Origin of the sequence: Vagococcus allomyrinae, from assembly GCF_017829975.1 — a bacterium.
GTDB classification, from domain to species: Bacteria; Bacillota; Bacilli; order Lactobacillales; family Vagococcaceae; genus Vagococcus_D; species Vagococcus_D allomyrinae.
This window is the reverse complement of the sequence record NZ_JAEEGA010000002.1, coordinates 122,598-147,414: the sequence shown is the minus strand read 5'-3', so window position 1 is coordinate 147,414 and position 24,817 is coordinate 122,598. Positions and strand designations below refer to the sequence as shown.

Below are 24,817 nucleotides of genomic sequence, written 5' to 3'. Positions count from 1 at the left end.
TTATTTTGATAGTGAAAAGAGTTTTTGCAAAGGAGACAAGATGACAAGGAATTTAAAAGGGATGTTTCTCTCTATTTTAACGGCAATTGGGCTATTGGCAGTCTGTAGCTTAAACGTTAAGGCAGATTCTGTCAGTCAAACTGGCTTTACCTTTAATATTATTTATCCTGATAATCAGCAGAGTCAAAAGGGGTACTTTGATTTAAAAATGAAACCAGGAGCTAAGCAAACCGTTGAACTAGAAGTTTACAATCCTGACAAAAAGGAAATAACGGTCTTAATCTCTTTAAACAGTGCCAAAACCAATGCTAATGGTATGATTGACTATTTGGATAATTCTATTAAGGAAGATAAATCAGTGGTTCACCACTTTGAAAAAATTGTGACAGGGCCGAAAAAGGTCAAGGTGAAAGGCAAGAAGACAGCTAAAGTTAAGCTGACAATTAGTATGCCGAAAGAAAGTTATGATGGGGTGATCCTTGGGGGGATTATTTTGGAAAAGGAAGAGACCTCAAAAAAGGAGCGACAGGTGGAAACAACCCAGGTTAGCAATCGTTTTAATTACGCCGTTGCAATGGTCTTAAAAGAAACAGATGTGACTTTGGAGCCGGAACTGAGTTTTAATCACATTAGTGTTGAAAATAAGGTCAATACAAGCAGGATTGACATTAATTTTTCTAATACTGTCGCTGATTTCTTGAATGAGATGACGGTGGAAGTTCAGATTTCTAAGAAGGGATCTGGAGGAGTTCTTTATGAAACTAAAAAAGCTCATTTGAGGATGGCCCCGAATACGCTGATTGATTTTCCTTTTGAAGTCAACGAAGCTTTAACCTATGAGGCTTATGAGGCGCATATTCTAGTAACAGCAGAAAATAAGGCCTGGGAGTGGACGGAAGAATTTAAGGTGACGCCGCAGAAACAGAAGAGTGTCAATGAAGGATTAGGAGATAAAAAAGGGCTGAGTTGGGCGATTATTGTCTATATTTGTTTGTTTATCATATTTTTGACACTGGGGATTTATTTAGGCATAAGACAACTCAGCAAAAGGTCTCGTCGTAAAAAGAAGCGACGGAGCCGATAGAATGAGAATAAAAGGAGATGGCGAGTATGATGATCGGTTTGACAAGTAATCCAGGTAAGTGGGAAGACTCTCTTTTGAGAGAGTGCCATGAGATTATTTATTTAAATCCTGAAGAGGTGTCAACTGCCTATTTTTTAGCCATTGTGAAAGAAAATAGTGAGCATGAGATAGTGGTTCCCAATATTCAGGAGTTAAGGTTGCAACTGGTTCAATTATTGCCTAGTTTTAAGTATTTAGTCCAAGGGCATTCATTTATAACCTTTATGCAGCGAGATGAGAACCAGCAGCTTTCGGCTGAAGCTTATTTTAATGAGCTGTATCGACTGGCTTTATTGGAGGAGCAAATTATTAAACAGCGAACCAAGGATGCCATCAGCAGAGCCAAGAGTGAAGGGGTAGTCGTTGGTCGGCCGAAAATGCCAGCAGAAACCATTTTGATGATTCAAAATATGTATCAGCACGAGAAAAAAACCATTCGAGAAATAGCGACAATTTGTGATGTCTCGATTGGAACGGCCTTTAAGTATGCCAAAGTTACGAACTAATACTGGAATGATTAAACTAATCGAGTCCTCATTCCAAAAGGGAATGGGAAATATGACCACTAGGCATTTCACCCATTGAAGACTGAGTGGTTCAACAAGCTACAAAGTTGATAAAGGAATCTATATTTGCAGCAGCCTTATTGTTGAAGATTGCCGGTGTGTCGGGAAAGGATATCCTTAAAGATTATTTGCTAACCAATCGGTTTCGCAAAGAAGCCAATCAAAAAATTATCGCTACTTATGGAAAGGAGCTAAGCTCTCAAGAGATTCTTCAGTTGGAAACCTTCCTTTGTGTTGATGCGTCCTATTTAGAGGGCGCTAAGCAGGCTATCATTGAACAGTTTGGGACCTTTGAAAATTATTTAGTTTCAGGGTTAAAACTGGCCTCGACTTATTCTGAGGCCTTTAGGCGGAAGTTTGTGGTGTCGTAATAGAGGGATAAGAGTGAAAACCGCAGAAAAAAGACCTCTGATTAAGAGGTTTTTTTCTGCGGTGAAGTTAGTGATCACCTGACTGTTTTATGACGACAATCTGCTTAAAATATGTGTCAAAATTCAGGGGATTTACGGCACCTGTTTGACTTTCTAAGGCATTTAGCATCCCGAGAGTCATGGCCGTTTTTAAGGTTTCGTCAATCTCTGCACCTCGAGCTAAAGCGATGGCTAATCCAGCGACGGTCGAGTCGCCACTTCCGACTGGATTGACCACTTTTATCTTAGGTATCTTGACTCGGTAAAAGGCTTCGTTAAATTTCACAAAAGCCCCCTCGTTTCCTAATGAAACCAGGATTAAGGGGATCCCTTCAAAAAGGGGCTGACTTAAGGTTTTGATTAGTTGAAGGTCATCAAGCAGGCTCTTTTTTCCTGTTAACTCCGTCAGTTCGTCTAAATTAGGTTTGATGGCATAGGGTTTGATGTTACCTACCAACACGGCTTTTAAACTTTCTCCTGAGGTGTCAAGGATTACTTTGGCTGAGGTGTCCTTTAAATCTGTCAAGAGCTGAGCATAATAAGTGTGAGGTGCTCCCTTAGGTAAGCTCCCGGACAATGTGACGACAGCTGCTTGTTTTGCCTCAGTCGTCACAATTTTTTCAAATTCTGCCAGTTCTGCTGGCGTAATCATTGGGCCTGTTTCTAAAATTTCAGTTTGTTGGCCATTATCGTGTAAAATCGCAATGCAATTCCGTGTCTCGTCTTGAATAGTAGCAAAATGCTGGTTAATTTGTTGGTTTGCTAGTTGTTCTTTAATAAAGATACCAAGGGGACCGCCTAAAAAACCTGTTGCGGTAACGGGTACAGCCATTTGCTGGATCACTCGAGTGACATTTAGCCCCTTCCCACCAGCGGTTTTTTTGGCGAAAGGGCATCGGTTAACTTGATTAATAGTTAACGAGTCAAGAGGATAAGCAATATCCACAGAGGGATTTAGTGTAACAGTTAAGATCAATAGGAGCACTCACCTTTTTAGATAAAATTTTGATGCCAAGTTGTAGCGGTATCAGCTAAGGCTTGATTTAAATCAGCCATGTTTTGTTTCCCCGTTGTGCGCAACCACGCTCGAGTCGCGGCTTCACCTTCTTTAACAAATACGCTGACAGCCGCTTTCCAAGTGGCGCGACCACAGAGCACACCGTTGAATGTTGATCCGGCTTCTTTGGCAAAATACAAGGTATCTTGAAATAATTTAGCACTGACACCGGCACTTAAGAAGATAAAGGGCAACTCAGTTTGATCGCTTTGCTCTTTAAAATAAGCCAATGCTTCTGAGCGGGTGTAAACCACATCTTCTTTAGCTTGGGCGAAACCTTCTACGTAATTCATATTAACGGGTACTTCTACTTTTAAAACGTCGACGTGGTAGCGTTCTTTTGAAAATTCAACCATCATGGAGTTGACCTTATGAGGTTTTAATTTAGCAAATTCTTTGCTGCCATTATCTGAATGAGTTGCATCATATGACAATAGTTCTAGATAGAAAGGAATATCTTCCGCCAGACATTCGGACCCAATGCGCTCAACAAAGGCGTGTTTGCGTTCGTTAATTTCTGACGGTTCGTCTACGTCATAATAGAGGAGAAATTTCACGGCGTCTGCGCCGTCTTCTTTTAAGCGTAAGGCTGAGCAGGTTTGAATCAAATCAGGAAAACGCCCGGCTGCCGTTGCGTCGTATCCCGTTTGCTCATAAGCGAGTAACAGACCGGCGTCGCTGGCCTTAACTTTAGCAGCTGGCAACCCGTATTCTGGATCCAATAAGATCGAGGATGAATAGGGGGTCAGTTCTTCTGAAACTAGTTGCTTAAATGTTACAACGGCTTGTTCAGTATCACCGGTAAACCCATCGGCAACTAGCATTTTTCTTAAGGCGCCTCGTTGATCGATGGCCAAGGCAGCGATGATGCCAGTGGTGGTTGATAATTGTTCCATATGGCGACGTTTGTTATTGGTAAGACTGGGTTTTAATGACATGTTTTTCTCCTTAGTTGTGGTATAAGCTAGCGTCCCATTTTTCGAAAAATTCGTCAAAAAAATGGGGCTCTGCTTGTGATGTATCAGCTTTTTTATCTAGTTGACTGATTTTTTGAATCAAGTCTTTGTTTTCAGGGGTTGCTACATAGTTTTCCTTAAGAAATGCCTCAATAATATCGCAAATTAGAAAGGTTCCGGTTACTTTGCCACCAAAGCCTAAGACATTGGCATTTAATTCCCTTTTGGCGTATAAAGCCGTGGTCATATCTCTAACTAAGGCGGCTCTGACACCAGGCACTTTATTGACCGCATTGGTAATGCCGACCCCTGTGCCACAAATGACAATCCCTTGATCGACGAGACCGTTGGCGACGAGTTCGCCGACTTTTTTTCCATAAATCGGATAGTGGGTTCTCGTATAGCCGTATGTGCCAACATCGATGACTTCATGGCCCTTTCCTCTCAGAAAATCGGCAACCTCAATTTTAATTCCTGTGACGATATGATCGCATCCAATGGCTATTTTCATCTTTTTCCTCCTCCTTACAGCATTTTATTTAACATATCGACCCTAATTTGATGGCGGCCACCTTCATAATCGGCTTTTAAAAATTCCAAGGCGATGTTTTTGGCTAATTCTTCTCCGACAATTTCTTGACCTAAGGTAATGATGCGAGAATTGTTATGCTCTCTTGTCATATAAGCTGAACGCTCCTCAGATATTTCAGCTGCGATCATGTCTTTGTGTTTGGTTGCGGCGATAAAGCTACCAGCGCCGTAACCGTCAAAGGCGATCCCCAAAGCTTTTTGATCGCGAGTCAAAGCCTCTACTAGGACTTCTGCTGAGTCCATAAAATCTTGCTGGGGCTGCTCGCTAAGATCGTGAACTGAATGATGAGCGATTAAGGCTGTTTTTACCGCTTCTTTAAGTCTGAATCCTGCTTGATCAGCAGAAAGATACACGTTTACCATAAGTCACCTCTAATTTTTCTTTAGTTTAATTTCGTAAAAACAAATTCTAATGCTTTTGCTGGTTCTCTTGTTAAACTGACATATTCAATCCCGGTGGTTGACACGGCTTTGGTTTTAAGCCCGTCGGTTTCACTTTCAAGTTCTGATAACATGGAGGCCATTTGGGGTGCTAAAATAATCAAATCGAAATCAGCGATGATCTCTTTGTGTTGACCATAGGCCATGGCTGTCGAATCAAGGGCGATATTCTGTTCTTTGGCGCCTTTTTTAATGGCGTTGGCTAACATGGAACTGGTGGCTCCGTTGGCGCAAAGGACCAAGACGTTTTTGCCTTTAATGGAATCGTCGGCTGTCACAACGACCCCTGTACTTTCTTGGACAGCAGGTTCATTGCTGTGGCCAGCGGCTTCTTTGGCTAACATCTCGCCGTCGTAAACTTTAAAGAATGGGAAGTAAATCAGGAAGTCTACTACTAATAAAATGCCAACTAAGACAATTGATAATAGAGCAAAGCCCGTTCCCATAACTAAACCTAATGGTCCTGGAGTTGTCCAAGGCAAGTTGTAAATAAAACCATTCATGCCGACGACATCAACAAAAAACTTAAACAACCAAACATTGACAATCGGAGTCACGATAAAGGGAATAAAGAAAATCGGGTTTAGCACTAAAGGCGCTCCGAAGAGAATCGGTTCATTTACGCCAAATAAAACGGGCACGGCTGAGGCTTTCCCCATGGTTTTTAATTGTTTTGATTTTGCTAAAAAGGCAAACATCAAGGTGATGACTAAGGTTGCCCCTGTTCCACCTAGTGTGGCGACGAAGTATTGAGTGCCTTGAGATAAAATTTTATCCGCGTGAGCCCCTTCTTGATACAGTTGCAAATTCATGGTGACATTTGAGAGATAGATGGCAGAGACTGCTGGCTCGACAATTGAAGGACCGTGAATCCCGACAAACCAGAAGAAGGCCATTGCCCCAAAAATCAAGGCTAACCCAAAATAGCCATCAGCAGCTGTAAAGATTGGTTGAAAGACTTCCAGCACTTTTTCAGAGAAACCGACTTTAAACAAATTTCTAAATCCTAAGTCAAACAACCAAAAAATAGTTGTTGATGCGGTAATCGGAATTAAGTCTTTAAAGGTTTGGGAAATATTTCCTGGAACTTCTTCAGGCATTTTAACTGTAATGTTATTTTTAATGCAAAAACGATAGACGTTCGGAACGACAAAGCCGACGACAAAGGCTGTTAGCAATCCTTTTGTTCCCATAAAGCCTAAGGCTAAATTGCCGTCTACAAAGTCAACGCCAATCAAAACAAATCCAATAAGAGCGGCTAACATCGTTGAGGTGTTATTAATTTGATTGGTTTTAGGCAGTTTATTGTTAAAATTATCTGTTAAACTCTTGGCGACGGTGGTAGACATCATTAACCCTAAAATTCCCATTGAAGCATTGTAAGCTTTCATTAAAGTTGCTTCAACACCAGAACTCCAATAGAAATTAAAAATATTAGGCACATATGCGACTAGTAAAAAAACGCTTGAGAACAGAATGATTGGAATTAGACTGATAAATCCATCACGAATTGCACGTAAATAAGGATTGTTGGAAATTTTTTCAAAGACTGGTTTCATTTTTTCAATTCGATTAATTAAAACATTCATTTTTTTTCTCCTTTTGGCTATTTTTTGTAGATATTAATCAAGTGTTTCATCGTGTCTTTTAATAACATGGTCGTCATTAAGTGATCTTGGGCATGAACCATAATAAAGCCGATTTCGACGTTTTCGCCACTTGCTTCCAATGCTAATAGTTTTGTTTGAGACTTATGAGCTTCAATTAAACTGGCGTGCGCCTCTTCGATCAAGTCATCCGTTCTGGTAAAGTCTTGAGCCTCTGCGGCATTCAGCGCCTCCATCAATTTTGATCTGGCTTCACCTGCAAATGCCACAACTTCAAATCCAATCATCGCTACTTCTTCTTTGTTCATAGTCATTGCTCTCCTTTGATTAATAGTTAAAATAATATCGGTTACAAAAACATGATATACCGGTTACATGTTCTTTGTCAACAACTTTTTGTTCGTTTTTAGTTTTATTTTGTTTATTATTGTTTGTTTAGTGTTCGTTGACAAATGGTAATTTATATAATAAACTTGAATTGAACATTAATTAACATTGAAAAGGTGAGCTTTTTTATGAAAATAAATAGACAGGAAAAAATCATGGAGTTGTTACAAGAAAAGAAGCGCTTAAAGGTAGCGTTTATTGCTGAGCAGTTACAGGTGACGGAAATGACCGTTAGACGAGATTTAAAAGAAATGGAACAAGCAGGGGTATTGACGAGGATTCACGGTGGTGCCAAATTAAATGAGAAGAAGGAGTTATCTTTTTCTGAACTGACTCATTTAGAGAAAAAAAATATCCATTTACAAGAGAAAAAGGAAATCGCCCAATCCATTTCTAAATTAATCGCTAATGGGGAAACTATTTTTTTAGGGTCTGGTACAACTATTGAATTTGTCTATGATTATCTAAGGGTCGATGAGGCAAGAATTGTGACAAACTCCATTCATGTTTTCGATAAATTTAAACATGATAGTCGCTTTGATTTGATTCTGATTGGTGGCACTTATCGCGGGAAAACCGGCTCTTTTGTGGGAACGATTACCAATGATTTTATTGAAACGATCTACGTTGATAAAGTTTTTATTGGGGTCAATGCGATTTCTGAGAATTATGTGTTTAATTCAAATGAAGAAGAAGGACTATGTCAAAAGTTAATATTGGACAGTGCTAAAGAAAAGTACATCGTGGCTGACTACAGTAAATTTAATAAGCAGGACTTTTACCGTTTTTATAGTTTGGATGATATTGATTATTTGATTACGGATAGTCAACTGGATTCAGAGACACTAGCAGCGTATCAGCAAATTGTGACGGTCATCAATTAACTAGGAGGATTATGTTGTGAATCAATTTGAAGAAGGTTTTATCTTTGGTGCAGCGACAGCTGCTTATCAGGCAGAAGGGGCAGTAACAGTGGGTGGAAAAGGAAAGACCTATTGGGATGATTATTTAGAGGCTCAAGGAGTGTTTGATCCCAGTACTGCCAGTGATTTTTACCATAAGTACCCAGAGGATTTGTCGTTATGTCAGCAATTTGGGATTAATGGGATTCGCATCTCAATTGCCTGGTCGCGGATTTTTCCAGAAGGGACGGGGGAGCCTAATCAGCAAGGGGTTGAGTTCTACCACGGGTTAATTGATGAGTGTTTAAAAAATAAGGTGGAGCCTTTTGTGACACTCCATCATTTTGATACACCGGAAGCGCTGTACCAAAAAGGGGATTGGCTGTCAAAAGAAATGGTGGAGGCCTATGTGGCCTTTGCTAGTTTCTGTTTTAAGGAATATGCCAGTAAAGTCAGCTATTGGATCACGATCAATGAACCTTGGTCAGTTGTCGCTGGCCAGTATATCATTGGACATTTTCCACCTAATATTAAGTATGATATTACCAAGGCGATTCAGTCGATGCATAATATGTTAGTGGGACACGCTCGTGTGGTGAAGGTCTTTAAGGAACATAAGTATCCTGGTGAAATTGGTATCGTTCATATTTTAGAATCAAAGTATCCGATTGACGATCAACTTTCCAGTGCTCAGGCGGCTAAAAATGAACACATTGTGGCGAATCAATTTTTGCTAGATGGCACCTTTAAGGGGAGCTATCAAGCGGATACTATGGCGATCATTAACGATGTTCTTAAAAAAAATAATGGGACGTTAGAGACGACGCCAGAAGAATTTGAGGTGTTGGCTTTGGCAGCTGAAGAGCTTGATTTTCTGGGAATTAATTATTATGCCAGTCATTTCCTTGCAGCTTATGATGGCGAGTCTCATATTCATCACAATGGCAGTGGTGAAAAAGGCAGTAGTATCTTCGCTCTTAAAGGAATTGGTGAACGTGTTAATAATCCGACGATCCCTGCGACGGATTGGGACTGGCCGATTTACCCTCAAGGGTTACTGGATATGTTAGTTGAGATAAGTCAACGCTACCCTAACTATCACAAGATGTATGTGACCGAAAATGGGATGGGGGATAAGGATGTTCTGGAAAACGGCACAGTAAGCGATGATAACCGCATTGATTATGTTTTTCTGCATTTGGAAGCCATTCAACAAGCGATTTCTCAAGGGGTTAATGTTCAAGGGTACTTTATGTGGTCTTTAATGGATGTCTTTTCATGGACAAATGGTTACAATAAACGATATGGCCTGTTTTACATTGATTTTGCGACTCAGACACGTTATCCTAAAAAATCAGCTCATTGGTTTAATTCAGTCAGTCGTTCTCAAAAATTAATCTCATTAGAGGCGTTTAATAAATAGGGTGTAGTTAAATTAAGGCAGTCAGAAAGCCAAAGAGCTTATTAGCTTTTTGGCTTTTTTGGGACATGGTGAACCCTTAGATGGCTAGTTTTTTAGAGTGAATTGAGCAGTTATCTAAATAATAATAAATGGATGTGTGAGTTTCCTTTATTCTTTACCCTTGTTTATTCCTGTGATAAGGTTATAGTAAAGATACCTTGGGAAATCTGCCATTTTGTCGGTTATTGCTAGTGAGAAAGGAGTTGGCGGTTGAGCGAAAGGGGCGGTCGTGGATAATGTCTGTGACAATTTCGTGTTGTCGCAAGCTTGGGAAACAAAATATGTAGTGGTTGTAAATTGATGAAGGTAATCCACAGAGATTTGCTATTTATCGTGGGAAAATCAAGTAAACAAGTGTTCGTTTATCATTCCTATATAGTGAGATGGTGATTTCAGAGAATGAGAGACGTCAGTCTATGGAACAAATTAATGGAGGGTAGGAGACAACGGAAAAAAGAGGTTAAGATGGAAAAACAATATAAGAACATATTAGTCGCAGTCGATGGCTCAGCTCGTTCAGAAAAAGCCTTTGAGGAAGCGCTTAATGTGTCGAAAGCACATAATTCACAGCTGTTTATTGTGTATATTGAGAGTGAAATAGTCCCCTATCGAGAGGGATTGGATGAAACCGCTCGATTGAGAAAACAGATTGCTGGCCCTTTGTTAGACAAAGTCGAAAGAGCTCGTACGTTTGGGGTGGAAAAGGTGGAAACGTTGGTTGAATCGGGAAATCCGAAAACCTATTTAGCTAAGATCTTACCTGAGGAACTTCAGATTGATGTTATCTTTATGGGGGCTAGTCAATCAGGCATTTTGTCGAAAGGCTTAATTGGGTCAACGGTAAGCTATGTGTTAAAGCATGCTCCTTGTTTGGTTCAGGTGATAAAATGAATGAAATAAGTCAGGTGTTTACTTAATTATATAGGTAGTATTTGATGAAGAGAATTTGATTGCCCCAGCTGATGACGAGCTGGGGTTTTTCTTCATTCTCAAAAAAAGTAGTTATATAACCGAAAAAACGGGACAACTAAGTGGCTTGAACTTGTTATGATAGGGTCATAGAAAAAAGAGAAGAGAGGTTGTCTAATAATGAAAAAAGCAATGAAATTTTTTATGTTAGTTACATTTGTTTTCGTCTGTGGTCTGTTAGCTACTGAAACGGGAATTGCTTCGGAGTTGAGTTTTTCTGTTCAGACGGAATTACCAGATAATCAAGTGGATGCCAAGAAGAGCTATTTTGATTTATTGATGACCCCTAATCAACAGCAAACACTTTATATCAATTTAACGAATGATACGGAACGGGATATTACGATTGAAGCCGAGATTAATAGCGCCACGACTAATAGTGGTGGTGTGGTGGAATATGGAAAAAGTCAAAGCAAACCTGATGCCACCTTGCTTTATGATTTAGCTGAGATTGTCGACGTAGTAGAGAGCGTCGAGTTAAAGGCCAAGAGTAGTTTGCGATTGCCGTTAACGATTCAAATGCCTGAAGAAAAAATCAGCGGTATTTTAGTCGGAGGCATTACGCTGAAAGAAAAACAAGAAGAACAGAAAAATGATCAGGAATCAGAGGCGTTGGAAATTGAAAATCTATACAGTTATGCTGTGGCAATCGTCTTGCAAGAAGATCAAGAGACGGTAGAACCAGAGCTTCAGCTAAATGAGGTTGCCCCTGGTCAAAAGAATCGTCGCAATGTGATTACTGCAAATCTACAAAATGTCACGCCAACTTTTGTTAATAAATTGGCTGTTAGTACTAAAATCTACAAAAAGGGTCAGACTGAAGTTCTTTATCAAGAAGCTAAATCAGAGATGCAACTGGCACCTAATTCTAACTTTGACTTTCCCGTGTCATTAAAAGGAGAAAAACTGGCAGCTGGTACTTATACGATGAAGATCAGCGCAACATCTAAAGAGTATGAGTGGGAGTGGGAACGTGATTTTACGATTAAGGCTGAGGAAGCAAAAGCCTTAAATGCCAAAGACGTCACGATTAAACCAGATTACAGCTGGTTGTTGTATGTCGTCTTAGCGGTTATGGCTATCTTAGTTATCGTGTTATTAATCCTATTGCTTAAGAAAAAACAGCGGGAAGAAACAATTGAAAAATAAAAGGAAATCTATGATTAGTGTCTGTTGATTCCACAGTGAAGGGAGCTCAATCATGAGAAACTATCGACCATTACTACTAATTGTTCTATTGATCAGTCAGCTATGTTTTCCGATTTTTGCCTTGGCTTATGAAGAGCCTTCATACTCTGCCTTGAGGTTACAGGGGAATCAAGAGGGGGCGCTAGGTCAGGAAATGAGGTTACAAGCGCTAATTAATGACGGAACGGCGCCTGTTTATATGAGTGTGCCAGAAGGGATTGATTTTGTCCAAGCAGAGACTTTGCAACCAGAGCTAGTCCAAATCGAGTGGGATAAAGGGTCCCGCTTACTAACAATTGTTCCTCAGGTGGAGAGGGAAACTGAGCTAGTATTAGCTGAACCAGAGCTGTTTTCGGCTCAAATTACCTTGTCTTTGATTCCTCAACAAAGTGGTACTTTTTCATTCCAACTGACAAGTGAGGGGAAACAATCTGAGGTGTTTGTGTTGGTGATTCCTGAAGAAGAAGTTGTGGAAGAAACGGAAGAGACAGAGTTCCTGGAGGAAACGCTGGAATCAGAGGAAATGGTGACTGAAATGTCAGAACAACCACTTGAGTTAGAGCAGCCTCAGGAGCCAAAGGTAGCAGAGGTGGAGAAAACAGTTAGAGCAACTGGCGAGGCCGATGCTGCTAATTGGGCTGATTTTGCTAAGGCGATTATGGACACGTCAGTTAATAAAATCAACTTGACGGCCAGTTTTAGCAATCCGCGAACGGCTGGTGAGGGAGATCCTAATAATGTGGCCACTTATTTGCTGAAACGCAGCTTGGAGATTAACGGCAATGGCCATCGAGTGGATTTTCAAGGAAGTTCGATTAATTTAGGTGATCCAGGTAGTGATCGACCGACCTTTCATCTCCACGATGTGATTTTGGCTCAACGTTATGCTGGTGGTTATTCGGAAGATATTGTTGGTTCTCGCTTAGCGGCACATAGTGGCAAATGGCATTACCGCTTTGGCAATATCACGACTGAACCAAGTGTTCAGCGCTTAGCGCGCGCTCAGTATGCTGGGATTACTTTATACGGTCAGATGACAATCGATACGCGAGCTGAAAATTTTTATGTCGGAAGTTTGCAGATGGAAGAGGGGACGGTTTATCGAGGAAATGTTAATTATTACGACTTTTCCATTTTCTACTATAATTTAGCAGCCCGAACGACTGACACAGGTTATACTCAAGAATTTACTGTAGGAGCTGATAGTGATGTTTTCTTGTCCCAGTCTCAAAAAGGGGGAACCACTTACCCAGCGGTTTTCTATCATTATAAGACGATTACCATTGGTGAAGGGGCCACTTATAATGTCAATATGCCGGGCAATGCGGTGCGTTTTAATTTTAATACTTCTGAGATGGTGGTGAAAGCAAATGCGACGGTTAATTTACGAAATGGCTCCACCACGACATCGGTGATTAATTTTGCAGTCAGCGACACCCGCTTTGTGTCAGAAGCCGGTGCCAGTATTACGATTATTGGGAAGGGGTCCACGGAAAGTGCCGTTAATTTAAGCAATGCCAATGGCCCGACTAATACGACCTTTCGTTTAACTGCGCCAAGGTATTTTGATATTAGAAACTTAGGTGGGCAAACGACCTCGCGGGCAATTAGTTTGGGCACAACGAACCGGGCGACAAATACCTTTGAAGTCACAGATGGTGATCTTTCATTATGGTACACAGCCAGCGATATTCAAGGTCCGCCAACTTATTCTTATGAGGGGGTGGCGCAACTGTTGGTCACAGGGAGTGGCAGTATGCAAAAGGTTGTATCAGACAATTCCCAGCTACAAACCAAGTTCATTTCATCGTCGATTAGCCGGATAACGTCAGTTAAGCATCAACCGACTGTTGAGTTTGAGGAAGTAACTGATGCTCATTTAACCATTAAAGCTCGTGTGAAATTAGGTGAAATTCCTGATGATCATGGGGCGAATGGGGAAGGTGAGGTGACGACGACGCCGATTTATGCTAGTGAAGGTCAGTTTCAGGGGTATATCGAAGATACGTATGGCATTCAACACGATGATCTGTGGACGGATAGTCAAGGGTATTTTAGTTATCGGGACACCCGCTTTAATTTAGCGGATAAAGCAATTACGGTGGGGCTGGTTATCGATGCTTCGAAAACTTTAACCTTTGAGACCCTTATTAAAGATGTCACACCGCCAGAACCAGCCTATGAGCTTCAGGGCGCTGCACCAGAGAGTCAGGAACTTACTGGAAAAGCGGCTGAAATCGGAGCCCAAGTGACGTACCAGCTCAATGAGAAATTAGTGACGGCTCAAAATGGTGAGCCGATCAGTGGGGAGGTACAGGAAGACGGTAGTTGGCGTGTTGCGGTTAAAGACCTTGTGTTAGGAGATGTCATTCAAGTTTTCCTGACAGATAAGGCCGGCAATACCAATCCATTGGCCGATACGCCATTTATTGACGCCTTGTTTAAACAAGGCACGACGATTGTGGTCAAAGGTGGAGAGCTGATGTTTATCAGTGCTCCCAGCTCCTTTTCCTTTGGGCAGGAGCTGGCGATTGGCAGTCAAGCGATGAACTATCCGCTGCAACAATTAGTGGGAAGTTTAGTGGTTCAAGATACTAGAAGTGAGAAACAACCCTTTAGCTTAAGTGCTAAAATGGGGCAGCGGCTTAAAAGCGCTAGTGGGGCGGAGTTGATCGATGCGATTGTCTATCGCTCTCAAGGTAAAGAAACCGTGATCGACCAAGAAAGTGTGGAGCTTTACCATCAAACGGCTCAAGATGATCAACCGATCGACTTATCAACTGACTGGTTAGGGCAACAAGCGGGTCTCAATTTAAAGACCCAACCTGGCAAAGTCAATGCGGAAACCTATCAGGGAACCATCGAGTGGACCTTGCGCGATGTCCCTGGAAATGATTAATGTGTGTTAATTCCGCTAAAGGTCCTTTCTGAAACAGTGAGAGGTCTTTAGCGGGTAAAATAAAACCTAAAAAATGGAGGAAATTTTATTATGAAATCAACAAAAATGTTTATCTCAGCTTTAGTTTTAACGAGTTTAGTCGGTGGTGCCGTGGCATCTGCTGCTGAAGTCGGTGTTTATACGTCAAATGGTGTCGTTGGCTTTGTTGAGAATGATGATCCGACAAACCCGGTGGATCCCGAAAACCCAGAGAATGAAGTTGAGCCAATTGATCCGACTAATCCTGGCGGTGATCCTAACCCAGGTACCGGTGGTTCATTAAGTATCGACTTTGTTTCAAGTTTAGTTTTTGGTGAAAATAAAATTAGCAGCAATGATGAAACGTATTTCGCCAATGCCCAAGAGTTAAAAGATGGGACTTTCCGTGGGAACTATGCTCAGGTAACTGATAAACGGGGAACAAACGTTGGTTGGTCCTTAAAAGTCAAACAAGATGGTCAATTTAGAAACGAAGACACGTTAAATGAAGAGTTAGCAGGGGCGGAAATTACCTTTAGCAATCCTGCTCTTAGCAGTAATACTCAGGGTGTGACTGCGCCAACGGCAACTGGCTTTGCCTTAGATCCAATGGGTGAAGAAGCCCTTGTGATGTCGGCTGCAGAAGGTGCCGGTGCCGGAACGTGGTTAAACATGTTTGGAACTGTGGAAGAAATGGAAGGCGTTCAAAAGAATAAGGCAGTAGCCTTAAGTGTGCCGGGAAGTATTGCCAAAGATGCGGTTTCTTATAAAACGCGTTTAATGTGGGTTCTTTCAGATGCGCCAGGTAATGAGTAAGACAATAACACAATAATTTGTCTCAGTTGTTTTGAGAAAGAGCTAGGAAATCTTGTTTAGGCGAGAGTTTCTAGCTCTTTTTTGTAGAAGAGTGGTGACTGGATTAGTCAAAGGTCGAAACAAGTTCGGCCAAATGATCGATAAACTCCTTTGCTGAGGTGACATGGAGCATTTGTTTGGCTAAGTTATTATCAGAAAAGACTTCAATGATGCTGTTGTAGATTTTTTGAAAACTGTTGGCTTCTTCCCGGTTGATCGACAACATAATAATCCATTGGACGGTGTGCTTGCCCCAAGGTATCGGTGTATCGTTAGCGATTAAGGCAAAAGCGGTTTTAAAAGCGTTCATGTTTAAAGCGTGAGGAATGGCCACGATATTATTCATGGCAGTTGGCGACAGGCTTTCTCGTTCCATGACGGAGTGGACAAACTGCTTGTCCACATAGCCTTCCTCGTAAAGTTGTTGCGCTAAATAGTGAATATAGGCTGCTTGGGATTCCAAATAAACATTGCGATTAAAACAGGTGGAGGTAAGGTACTCACTCATGTAGGTTTTCATCTGTCGTTTATTCCGGCGGTTTTCCAATTGTTTGATTTTTTTGGTGAGACTTTCCTTGTCGTCTAAGGTTAAAAAATGACTGATCGTAATGGCTTCCGTTTGCAGCACCTCTTGTGGATAAGTGGAAATAATAAGGTCAAATTCCTTTTCATTCAGAGAAGCGGTTTCGGTAGTTAAGACTTGAATGATTTCAAGGTGATCGCCAAATAATTGTTTTAACTTTTCCGCCAATGCTAAGTGGTTTCCTTGATAGTTATCACAGACTAACAATGTTTTAAACTTGTTGGCTAATTTTTTTTCTTGCTCAATAAAGGAACCGATATGAAAGGCTAAATAAGTAATCTCACACTCGGGAATGCTGTAGCCAGTTTGTTCCTGCAAGGAATTTGTCAGGACAATGGCCAGTTCGTAGATAAAGGTGTGGGAGGACTTAATGGTATCGGTTAAAGGATTTTTGGAAAAGTTATGGTATTTTGCCCGCAGCATTAAGTTTCTAACATGGAGAGCTAGCTTGACGATAAATTCGTCTTGTTGAAAATTAATTAAAAAGAGCTCTTCAACAGCGGCCACCGCAGTTTGTGTCAGTTTCAGCGAGTATGGATCGATAAATTCACTGATTTTATGTGGGTCGTTTTCCGTTGCCATCAATTTGGTTGATTTGCTGACTAGCAGCAAGGTCAAGTAGTAGAGTTCATTTTGATCCAAGACGGCTGAAAAATTGGTTTCCACTTCTGTTTTTAGTTCTTTCGCCACGAGAAATTCTTTTGTTTGTTCTAGGGCAGTTAAATCCGTGTCTCGGGGCAGTTCAATTTGATTGTGATTTAAAATGCGCTCGGACGAAATCAGGATGTGCAATAAAATGCTGTTAATCGTAAAGTCATTAACGAAAAGTTGATGGGCTGCTAAAATTTGATTGATTTTGGCGCGGAATGAGATTAAGTCATAGTTGCCAAAAGCTTGCTGCAGCTCTTCAATCATAATAAAAGAGTCGTCATTTTTTTTATAAAATATCCAACTTTGTAAGGCGCGGCGATGTTTTTCATCGCCGACTAACTGGAAATAGTTGCCTCTTTTTTGCAGACTTAAATGATGTTCTTGAATTTTTTTGCTAATCTGTCTCATGTCGCTCATTAAAGTGCTGTCGCTAATAAAAAGATAATCCAAGGCTTCAGTAAGGTTGAGGCCTTTTTCATTTGTCAGCAGTTGTTCCATTTGATAAAGCTGGCGCTCGTTAGGGGTTTCGGGCACATTTTCAGTTCGCTGTTCCAAGACATATTTGGGATAGACTAGGCGGTTCACCTTATAGCGGGTACGCTCCTTTAAGATCAAGCCGTCAAAGTCATGATTAATGTTAGCAATATAATTACGAACGGTGCGATCGGTAATGTTAAAGTGCTCGGCTAATTGTTTGGTCGTTAGCCAATCGTTTCGTTCGTATAAATAGAGTAAAAGATAATGGTATCTCTTTTTCATCTTACCCATCCCCTGTGTCATGATAGTTTTAGTATAGCTTAAATTAAGAGCCACTTAAATAATACTGTGGCTTTTTTGAACTTTGTTTGTTTCCGTTTTTTGGGAAAGAAACCTGACTGGAATTTCTTAACTATTCAATGGATGATGGAGTTATTAAAGAAAGGGTGGTTAAGATGACGGATCTGAATATTCTACTGGTGTGCAGCGCTGGAGCGTCCAGCGGGTTTTTAGCCCAGAACATTCGCAAAGCAGCGCGGAAAAAAGGCTTGGAGGTGACCATTGAAGCGAAGAGTGATGCCTTTTTGGAAAGTTTAATCGGTTCGAAAGATATGGTGCTGGTGGCGCCCCATTTGCAGTTTGAAGAGGAGATGATTAAAAAATTGTCAGAGGATGCCAAGGTTCCTTATGCGTTTTTACCGAGGCAGGTTTATGGTTCTTTAGATGGGGCGAGTGCTTTGGCCTTAGCCCTGGAAGCGATTAAAGACTTTAAGGAGGGATAAGGATGAACAAGTTTGTGGGGTTTATGACTGAAAAAGTGACGCCTAAGTTGAACAAAATCACTAAAAATGATTGGATTAGTGCCATTCAAGATGGCATCATGGTGGTTTTACCTTTTATTTTAGTTGGCTCGCTGATTAGTGTGGTCAGTATTTTACGGAATCTCATCCCGGCCATGCCAGATCTCTCACCGATTAACTCCTATTCCTTTGGCTTGATCGGGATTTTCTTGGCTTTTTTAGTGCCTTACAATGTCTTGGAGAAGAAAAAAATCGAGAAGACCAAGCTGATTGGTGGCTTGGCTGGTTTTGGTACCTATTTGATGGTCTGTGGGTTGGTGGCCAATGAGGAGGGTTTAATGACTTTTGATTTTGCTCGTCTGGGAGCTGGCGGGATGTTTACCGCAATTTTAATTGGCCTGTTTGTTTCCTTTATTATGGTGACTTTCGATAAGTTTACCTTCTTTAAAAATAATGAAACCTTGCCTGAATTTATTGTCACTTGGTTTGATTCGATGTTGCCTTTGGCGATTATTTTAACGATTACCTGGTTGTTTGTTTTCCAAATTGATCTGGATATTTTCGAGACGATTACGGGGCTCTTTAAGCCGTTAATTGTTGGCGGAAATTCGATTGTTGGTTATACGATTATCGTCTTTCTGTTTTCATTTGTCTATTCCTTTGGGGTGAGCCCTTGGGTGATTTGGCCAGTGGTGGCACCGATCTTGTATTCCAATACGGCAACGAATGTGGCTTTGGTGGAAGCTGGTAAAACGGCCACTCAAATAGCTTCTTATGAAACACTTTTTGCTGGCTGGGGTGCCATTGGGGGTCTGGGGTGTACGTTGCCTATTGCCGTGATGATGTGCTTTTCCAAGTCTAAACGGATTAAAACTTTTGGTCGGGCCACAATTTTGCCGTCGATTTTTAATATTAATGAGCCGCTGGTTTTTGGCTTGCCGATTGCCTTTAATCCCATTATGATGATTCCCATGTGGATCAATGGGTTGGTCTTACCGCTCATTACTTATACGGTCTTAAATATGGGCTTAGTAGCCGTTCCCGATCGGGTTTTTCAACTGAATTTTTTGCCAAGTGGGATTACGACTTATTTGATTAATGAAGATTTTCGCGGTGTGATTCTCTGGCTGGTATTGATCGTCGTCGCTTCGCTGATTTGGTACCCATTCTTTAAGGCATTTGAAAAACAGGAAGTAACCTTGGAATTACAAGACAATTAGGAAGAAGGACAGATAATGGCAAATGAAAGTGTGTTAGTAAAAGCCGCCATGGCGATTATTTTGGATGCGGGAGACGCTAGAAATTACATTCAAGGGGCCGTCAAGGCTTATGTTAGGGGGGATGTGACGGAGATGGAAGCTAATTTTGCAAGGGCGGAAGCTGCCATTCGGCAAGCTCATCAGTCTCAGACAGAGGTGGTTCAAGCGGAAGCGGCAGGGGAGCAGTTTGACTATTCTCTGTTGATGACGCATGCCATGGATACGTTAATGACGATTATGAGTGAATTGCACCAAACGAAAAACATGATCATGATTGATCGAAAGGAAGGATAAGGATGACAAAGAGTCAATTTCCAAAAGATTTTTTATGGGGTGGGGCAACAGCTGCCAATCAGATTGAAGGCGCTTTTGATCTTGATGGCAGGGGGCTAGCCACGTCAGATATGACGATTTTTGATGAAGGGGATGGGAGTGATTTTACTTTTGACGTGGGTCAAGAAGCGTTAACAGAGTATTTAGCTCATCCTGAAAGGTATAATTTTCCTAAACGGCGAGGGATTGATTTTTATCATCGTTATCAGGAAGATATCGCTTTATTTGCAGAAATGGGGTTTAAAGTCTATCGGATGTCGATTTCTTGGTCGCGGATTTTTCCAACGGGGGAAGAGTTGGAGCCTAATGAGAAGGGCTTGGCTTTTTACGATAAGGTCTTTGATGAATTATTGGCTCACGATATTCAACCTTTGGTCACCTTGTCACATTTTGATATGCCTCTTCATTTGGTGCAGACATATAATGGGTTTGAAAGCCGTGAGGTGATTGCTCATTTTGTGCGCTATGCGGAGGTTTTGTTTAAACGTTATCAGCACAAGGTCAAATTGTGGATGACTTTTAATGAGATCAACATGGTTTTGACCAGTCCTTATACTTGTAGTGGGGTGATTTCGGAAAACTCTGAGTTAAGTGATTACCAGTTGAAGTATCAAGCGACTCACCATCAGTTTATCGCCAGTGCCTTGGCGGTTAAAAAATGTCATGAGATCATTCCTGATAGTCGGATTGGTTCGATGATGTGTCGTCTGGAAAATTATGCCGAGTCAACCAAACCGGCCGATGTCTTGCAAACGCTTCATGAAGATCACTTTAACTATTTTTACAGCGATGTTCAAGTTAAAGGGGAATACCCTTATTACATGACGCGCTTCTTTCAGGACTATAACATTGAGATTAAGATGGAAGCGGATGATTTGGCGATTTTGAAAGATGGAGTGGTGGACTATCTTTCCCTTAGCTACTATATGACCTATGTGATGCGGGATCGGGGAGAGGAGAAACCACAGCCGAATGGTTCGCTGATTGCGACGATTAAAAACCAGCATTTAGCAAGTTCAGAGTGGGGTTGGCCGATTGATCCGGTGGGCTTTAGAATTACTCTTAATCGCTTATACGATCGTTATGGGGTGCCTTTGTTTATTGCTGAAAATGGCTTAGGCGCCAAAGATGTGGTAGCGGCAGATGGCAGTGTCAACGATGACTATCGGATCGATTATTTAAGTCAACACATCGAGCAAATGAGGGAAGCTGTAGCTGATGGCGTAGATGTCTTTGGCTATACCACTTGGGGCCCGATTGATTTGATTAGTTCATCTAAGTCCGAAATGAGCAAGCGTTATGGTTTTATCTATGTGGATCAGGATGACTATGGCAATGGCACATTGGCTCGTTCACGGAAGAAATCCTTTGATTGGTACAAGCAAGTGATTGCCTCAAATGGCGATCAGTTATAGGGTAAGGAGGTAATCATGAAAAAAGTCAGGAGACTTTTAGGCTTATTGGCAGTGGTCGCGGTGCTTGTCGGGTGTCAGCAATCGGCCACTGATCAAGCAGAACCCGAGAAAAGCGAAACAATGATTTATTTGGTGCGCCATGGCAAAACGTGGTTTAATACGACGGGACAAGTTCAGGGCTGGTCTGATTCTTATTTGACGGAGGAAGGCATTGAACTAACGGAAAAGTTAGGCGAAAGTTTGCAGGATATTCCTTTTGAGCGGGCCTATTCCAGTGATTTGGGACGTCAGCGCAACACAGCTAAGATTATTCTAGCCAAGAATAAGGGGAAGGTACCGGAAATCGTCGAATTAGATGGCTTTAAGGAAACCAATTTTGGCAGTTTTGAAGGCAAGACAAATGAAGACTTATGGACGCCGGTTTTAACGAAGTATGGCTTAACCTTCGATGATCAGTTTGGTTATATCACGGAATTAAACGAGAAACTGGCTGAAGCCGGGGTGTCGATTACTGATGCCTTGGCGGAAGGAGATCCGTTAAAGGTGGCGGAAACTCACGATGATTTGGTGAAGCGAGGGACAGCGGCGATTGATCAGGTATTAAAAGAATCGGCGGCTGGGGGCAATGTTTTGATCGTGTCATCTGGAGGGATGATTCCGGAATTGTTGGATATTATGGCGCCGGGGCAATATGGTGGCGAAAAGATCGAGAACTGCAGTGTGACTACCATCAAAGTAAGCGATGGCCAAGCGGAAATTGTGAAAATAGCGGATATTTCATATCAAGATGACAACTAAGCAATTAATTAAAAGCCTGCTCTCAAATTCTCGTCGCTGTTAGTGACGAGAACCGAGAGTAGGCTTAGTGTTGCGAGTCGCTGATTACAGGGGCGTTAGATCGGCTTGCCCATTTTCAAGAATAAAGTGGAAGGTCCCTTCATGGGTAAAGGGTCTCCGTCCGCCACGATAGGTTGGATCGGTGAATGTCATAAAACTTTTAACAAACTGATTGGCCGTGTCAATCGTGTAAGAGACGCACAGCCCTGACGCCTCAACCCAGTCAACGGAGAAAATACCACCAGGGTATTCCTCGATGTGAATCGTTTCAAGATCTGTGGCGCCAGCATCTTCTTTGCGCGTTGATGTCCAGCGCAGTTGCTGGTCTTCTAAAAAATCAATCCGAAATTGTAACCCTGAATCAAACTGGATGTTAGCTATTTTACCTTCTAATGGATGTTTTTTCATATGTGCACCTACCTCCGTTAATGGCTGAATCTACGTTTATCTTTATCATACAGGGAGTTGACTCATAAGAGAAGGACTTTTTAGTTAACCCCATCATAATGGCGCTATTTTGCACCTTATGATGGGGTCATTTTTCTTATTAGCTAGGCTAGTTGACAGTGACGACAATCGTGTTGCTGACTGAACCGGTGGCGGCTGTGACTAAAACAACCCCCTTGCTATTAGCTGTAATTTTTCCTTTTGAATCGATTGAGGCAATGGTCTCGTTCGTTGATGACCAAGTTACGTCTGTTAATAGGGCATTAGTTGGTTCAACTTTGGCATACAATTGAGCGCTGTAGCCTGCTTTGATTTTCATACTACCAGGGTTGATGATAATTTTAGTTGCAGGTACGCTTGGATTAGGTAGTGTGCCACCTTTAAGGACTGTTACGTCACAGTAATCGTAGACTCTTGAGCCGTCAGATGCTTCGGCAATAATTGAGGCTTTGCCTTCTTTTAATGAGGTAATTTGTCCAGTTTGAGTGACTCTGACAATACTAGGGTCAGTTGATATCCAAGTTAGTTTGCTATTAGCCGCGTTGCTTGGTTCAACAGCTGCCGTAAATTGATGAGTTTGGCCAACTGCAGTAGTCAACGTGTTTTGAGATAATTGGATATTGGTAATGACCGTTGGTAGAGAGCCGGTGACGTTAATCGTGGCTGTTCCAACAATTCCGCCATCATGAGTTTTAGCTGTGATGATGGTAGTTCCAGCCGTTTTTCCGTAGACAACGCCATTGGTGACTTCAGCAACTTCAGCATCTGAACTTGACCATTCGACGGTTTTGAATGCAGCATTACTTGGTGTGACGGTTGCTTTTAGTTCATATTTGTCGCCCGCTTTAATGGTGCGACTGCTAGGTGAGATGACAACTTTCGTTGGATGAATCACCCCTTTTTTGATGGTTACTTGACAGTAATCGTAGATTCTTGAGCCATCTGAGGCTTCAGCAATAATCGCGACAGAACCTTCTTTGACAGGAGTCACCAGGCCGGTTTGCGAGACTTTAGCAATGGTCGTGTCACCTGATTTCCAAGTGATTTTTGAGTTGGCTGCGTTGCTTGGTGTGACAGTGGCACTTAGTTGGTAAGTGTTGCCTAATTCTGCTGCTAAGGTCTTCTCAGAAATTTGAATGCCAGATACCAAAGTTGGTAATGAGCCAGTGACGTTAATCGTGGCTGTCCCGACAATACCATTATAAGATTTGGCTGTAATGGTGGTGGTTCCAGCCGTTTTTCCGTAAACAATGCCGTTGGTTACGTCAGCAACGTCTGGGTCTGAACTTGACCATTCTACGGTTTTAATTGAGACCGTACTTGGTGTGACGGTCGCTTTAAGCTCATATTTGTCACCTGCTTTAATAGTGCGACTGCTAGGTGAGATAGCGACTTTAGTCGGGTGAATAAGCCCTTTTTTGATGGTTACTTGACAGTAATCGTAGATTTTTGATCCGTCAGAAGCTTCAGCAATAATCGCGACAGAGCCTTCTTTGACAGGAGTCACAAGACCAGTTTGCGAGACTTTAGCAATGGAAGTGTCACCTGATTTCCAAGTGATTTTTGAGTTTGTGGCATCACTTGGTGTAACAGTGGCACTTAGTTGATAGGTATTACCTAGTTCGGCTGCCAAGGTTTTCTCAGATATTTGAATGTCTGAGACGAAAGTTGGCAAGGTTCCAGTGACGTTAATCGTGGCTGTTCCAATAATGCCACCATCATAAGTTTCAGCTGTGATGGTGGTAGTTCCAGCGGATTTTCCGTAAACCAGACCGTTTGTTACTTCGGCGATATCATCGTCAGAACTTGTCCATTTCACTAGCTTGTTAGCGGCATTAGTTGGTGTCACGGTGGCCTTCAGTTGATAGGTGTCACCAGCCTTAACTGTCCGAGTGGAAGGTGAGATGGCAACTTTAGTTGGATGAATCACTCCTTTGATGACTGTCACCTGACAAAAATCATAAATGAATGACCCGTCTGAGGATTCTGCCACAATTGTCACGGAGCCAGCTTTGACGGGTGTGACGACACCTGTTTGGGATACCTTGGCAATTTTGGTATCAGTTGAGGACCATACTAATTTGGTGTTAGCGGCATTAGTTGGTGATACGGTTGCATCTAATTGATAGGTATTACCTAATTCTGCCGTTAAGTCTTGCTGTGATAGTTCGACATCAGTGACGAGTGTCGAGCGTGATGTTGCAGTTAATTTTACTGATGATGAAGCTGCATCGGCAGTTGGTGCAGTTAGCGCAATGGCCGATAGTGTGACGACGGTACTTAAGATTAGTAATTGTTTTTTCATGTAAACCACCCTTATATTTTTAAAATAGGTAATCAGTGAAATTCGTTTTTTTATCGCATGATTTATGAACGAAAAAGATCGTTAATAGGATAAAAAAACGTTATTTTATCTCCCTTCATTTCACAAAAATACCTTTATTTTAATTGTATCTTGATATCTTATTGTTTTCAATAATTAATTAAACGAAAATGTTGTTCTTATTGATAAACGTTGCTATTATTGATGTTATTCGTTCATTCGTTGCTGAAAATGGTGATTTGGAAAAGAATTACCAAAAAG

General features: G+C 41.6%; 23 protein-coding genes. 14 read left to right on the top strand and 9 right to left on the bottom strand.

The genetic code is table 11. From position 1 onward, the window contains the following. Positions 1 to 40: 40 nt before the first annotated feature. From I6N95_RS03330 to I6N95_RS03320, 3 genes are all read left to right on the top strand, one after another. Positions 41 to 1,084 carry a WxLIP family cell surface protein gene (locus I6N95_RS03330; protein ID WP_209524936.1) on the top strand — a complete coding sequence of 348 codons (1,044 nt, stop codon included), beginning with the start codon at positions 41 to 43 and terminating at the stop codon, positions 1,082 to 1,084. A gap of 26 nt (positions 1,085 to 1,110) precedes the next feature. Further along, positions 1,111 to 1,629 carry a hypothetical protein gene (locus tag I6N95_RS03325; RefSeq protein WP_209524935.1) on the top strand — a complete coding sequence of 173 codons (519 nt, stop codon included), beginning with the start codon at positions 1,111 to 1,113 and terminating at the stop codon, positions 1,627 to 1,629. A gap of 107 nt (positions 1,630 to 1,736) precedes the next feature. Beyond that, on the top strand, positions 1,737 to 2,060 hold the full coding sequence (locus I6N95_RS03320; protein WP_209524934.1) for a tyrosine-protein phosphatase: 324 nt from the start codon (positions 1,737 to 1,739) through the stop codon (positions 2,058 to 2,060). Between the two features lie 67 nt (positions 2,061 to 2,127). On the opposite strand, the gene I6N95_RS03315 is transcribed toward I6N95_RS03320, so the two are convergent. From I6N95_RS03315 to I6N95_RS03290, 6 genes are read right to left on the bottom strand one after another with little or no spacing between them, the layout of a single operon-like run. Next, entirely contained in the window at positions 2,128 to 3,075 is a 948-nt protein-coding gene (locus tag I6N95_RS03315) for a hexose kinase (RefSeq protein WP_209524933.1), read from the bottom strand. Between the two features lie 17 nt (positions 3,076 to 3,092). Next, positions 3,093 to 4,094 carry a tagatose-bisphosphate aldolase gene (lacD, locus tag I6N95_RS03310; protein ID WP_209524932.1) on the bottom strand — a complete coding sequence of 334 codons (1,002 nt, stop codon included), beginning with the start codon at positions 4,092 to 4,094 and terminating at the stop codon, positions 3,093 to 3,095. Positions 4,095 to 4,104: 10 nt separating this feature from the next. Next, a complete protein-coding gene (lacB, locus tag I6N95_RS03305; RefSeq protein ID WP_209524931.1) occupies positions 4,105 to 4,623 on the bottom strand; it encodes a galactose-6-phosphate isomerase subunit LacB in 519 nt (172 codons plus the stop codon). Between the two features lie 14 nt (positions 4,624 to 4,637). Next, a complete protein-coding gene (gene lacA / locus I6N95_RS03300) occupies positions 4,638 to 5,066 on the bottom strand; it encodes a galactose-6-phosphate isomerase subunit LacA (RefSeq protein WP_209524930.1) in 429 nt (142 codons plus the stop codon). Between the two features lie 20 nt (positions 5,067 to 5,086). Then, complete coding sequence (locus I6N95_RS03295; protein WP_209524929.1) at positions 5,087 to 6,733, bottom strand: lactose-specific PTS transporter subunit EIIC; 1,647 nt, start codon at positions 6,731 to 6,733, stop codon at positions 5,087 to 5,089. A gap of 17 nt (positions 6,734 to 6,750) precedes the next feature. Further along, on the bottom strand, positions 6,751 to 7,059 hold the full coding sequence (locus tag I6N95_RS03290) for a PTS lactose/cellobiose transporter subunit IIA (RefSeq protein ID WP_209524928.1): 309 nt from the start codon (positions 7,057 to 7,059) through the stop codon (positions 6,751 to 6,753). A gap of 207 nt (positions 7,060 to 7,266) precedes the next feature. On the opposite strand from I6N95_RS03290, the gene I6N95_RS03285 reads away from it, so the two are divergent. The 6 genes from I6N95_RS03285 (at position 7,267) to I6N95_RS03260 (ending at position 15,392) form a co-directional block, all read left to right on the top strand. Beyond that, on the top strand, positions 7,267 to 8,022 hold the full coding sequence (locus tag I6N95_RS03285; RefSeq protein WP_209524927.1) for a DeoR/GlpR family DNA-binding transcription regulator: 756 nt from the start codon (positions 7,267 to 7,269) through the stop codon (positions 8,020 to 8,022). A 16-nt stretch (positions 8,023 to 8,038) separates the two neighbouring features. Beyond that, positions 8,039 to 9,463, top strand: coding sequence for a 6-phospho-beta-galactosidase (gene lacG / locus I6N95_RS03280; RefSeq protein ID WP_209524926.1), 1,425 nt, complete (start codon positions 8,039 to 8,041; stop codon positions 9,461 to 9,463). Between the two features lie 504 nt (positions 9,464 to 9,967). Continuing rightward, positions 9,968 to 10,393, top strand: a complete 426-nt coding sequence (locus I6N95_RS03275; protein WP_209524925.1) for a universal stress protein — start codon at positions 9,968 to 9,970, stop codon at positions 10,391 to 10,393. Between the two features lie 198 nt (positions 10,394 to 10,591). After that, positions 10,592 to 11,620, top strand: coding sequence for a WxLIP family cell surface protein (locus tag I6N95_RS03270; protein ID WP_209524924.1), 1,029 nt, complete (start codon positions 10,592 to 10,594; stop codon positions 11,618 to 11,620). Positions 11,621 to 11,672: 52 nt separating this feature from the next. Next, positions 11,673 to 14,558 carry a pectate lyase-like adhesive domain-containing protein gene (locus tag I6N95_RS03265; RefSeq protein ID WP_209524923.1) on the top strand — a complete coding sequence of 962 codons (2,886 nt, stop codon included), beginning with the start codon at positions 11,673 to 11,675 and terminating at the stop codon, positions 14,556 to 14,558. 90 nt (positions 14,559 to 14,648) lie between these two features. Next, entirely contained in the window at positions 14,649 to 15,392 is a 744-nt protein-coding gene (locus tag I6N95_RS03260; protein ID WP_209524922.1) for a WxL domain-containing protein, read from the top strand. Positions 15,393 to 15,495: 103 nt separating this feature from the next. Here I6N95_RS03260 and I6N95_RS03255 read toward each other — a convergent pair whose 3' ends face one another. Next, on the bottom strand, positions 15,496 to 17,424 hold the full coding sequence (locus I6N95_RS03255; RefSeq protein ID WP_209524921.1) for a BglG family transcription antiterminator: 1,929 nt from the start codon (positions 17,422 to 17,424) through the stop codon (positions 15,496 to 15,498). 173 nt (positions 17,425 to 17,597) lie between these two features. On the opposite strand from I6N95_RS03255, the gene I6N95_RS03250 reads away from it, so the two are divergent. From I6N95_RS03250 to I6N95_RS03230, 5 genes are read left to right on the top strand one after another with little or no spacing between them, the layout of a single operon-like run. Further along, a complete protein-coding gene (locus tag I6N95_RS03250; protein WP_209524920.1) occupies positions 17,598 to 17,924 on the top strand; it encodes a PTS sugar transporter subunit IIB in 327 nt (108 codons plus the stop codon). A 2-nt stretch (positions 17,925 to 17,926) separates the two neighbouring features. After that, positions 17,927 to 19,162: a PTS sugar transporter subunit IIC gene (locus tag I6N95_RS03245; RefSeq protein ID WP_209524919.1), complete on the top strand. Its 1,236-nt coding sequence runs from the start codon at positions 17,927 to 17,929 to the stop codon at positions 19,160 to 19,162. Positions 19,163 to 19,177: 15 nt separating this feature from the next. After that, complete coding sequence (locus I6N95_RS03240; RefSeq protein ID WP_209524918.1) at positions 19,178 to 19,495, top strand: PTS sugar transporter subunit IIA; 318 nt, start codon at positions 19,178 to 19,180, stop codon at positions 19,493 to 19,495. Positions 19,496 to 19,497: 2 nt separating this feature from the next. Continuing rightward, positions 19,498 to 20,949, top strand: a complete 1,452-nt coding sequence (locus I6N95_RS03235; protein WP_209524917.1) for a glycoside hydrolase family 1 protein — start codon at positions 19,498 to 19,500, stop codon at positions 20,947 to 20,949. Positions 20,950 to 20,964: 15 nt separating this feature from the next. Continuing rightward, positions 20,965 to 21,747: a histidine phosphatase family protein gene (locus I6N95_RS03230; protein ID WP_209524916.1), complete on the top strand. Its 783-nt coding sequence runs from the start codon at positions 20,965 to 20,967 to the stop codon at positions 21,745 to 21,747. 84 nt (positions 21,748 to 21,831) lie between these two features. On the opposite strand, the gene I6N95_RS03225 is transcribed toward I6N95_RS03230, so the two are convergent. Both I6N95_RS03225 and I6N95_RS03220 read right to left on the bottom strand, forming a co-directional pair. Then, positions 21,832 to 22,194, bottom strand: coding sequence for a MoaF-related domain-containing protein (locus I6N95_RS03225; protein ID WP_209524915.1), 363 nt, complete (start codon positions 22,192 to 22,194; stop codon positions 21,832 to 21,834). A 148-nt stretch (positions 22,195 to 22,342) separates the two neighbouring features. Beyond that, on the bottom strand, positions 22,343 to 24,538 hold the full coding sequence (locus I6N95_RS03220) for an Ig-like domain-containing protein (protein ID WP_209524914.1): 2,196 nt from the start codon (positions 24,536 to 24,538) through the stop codon (positions 22,343 to 22,345). Positions 24,539 to 24,817 lie beyond the last annotated feature (279 nt).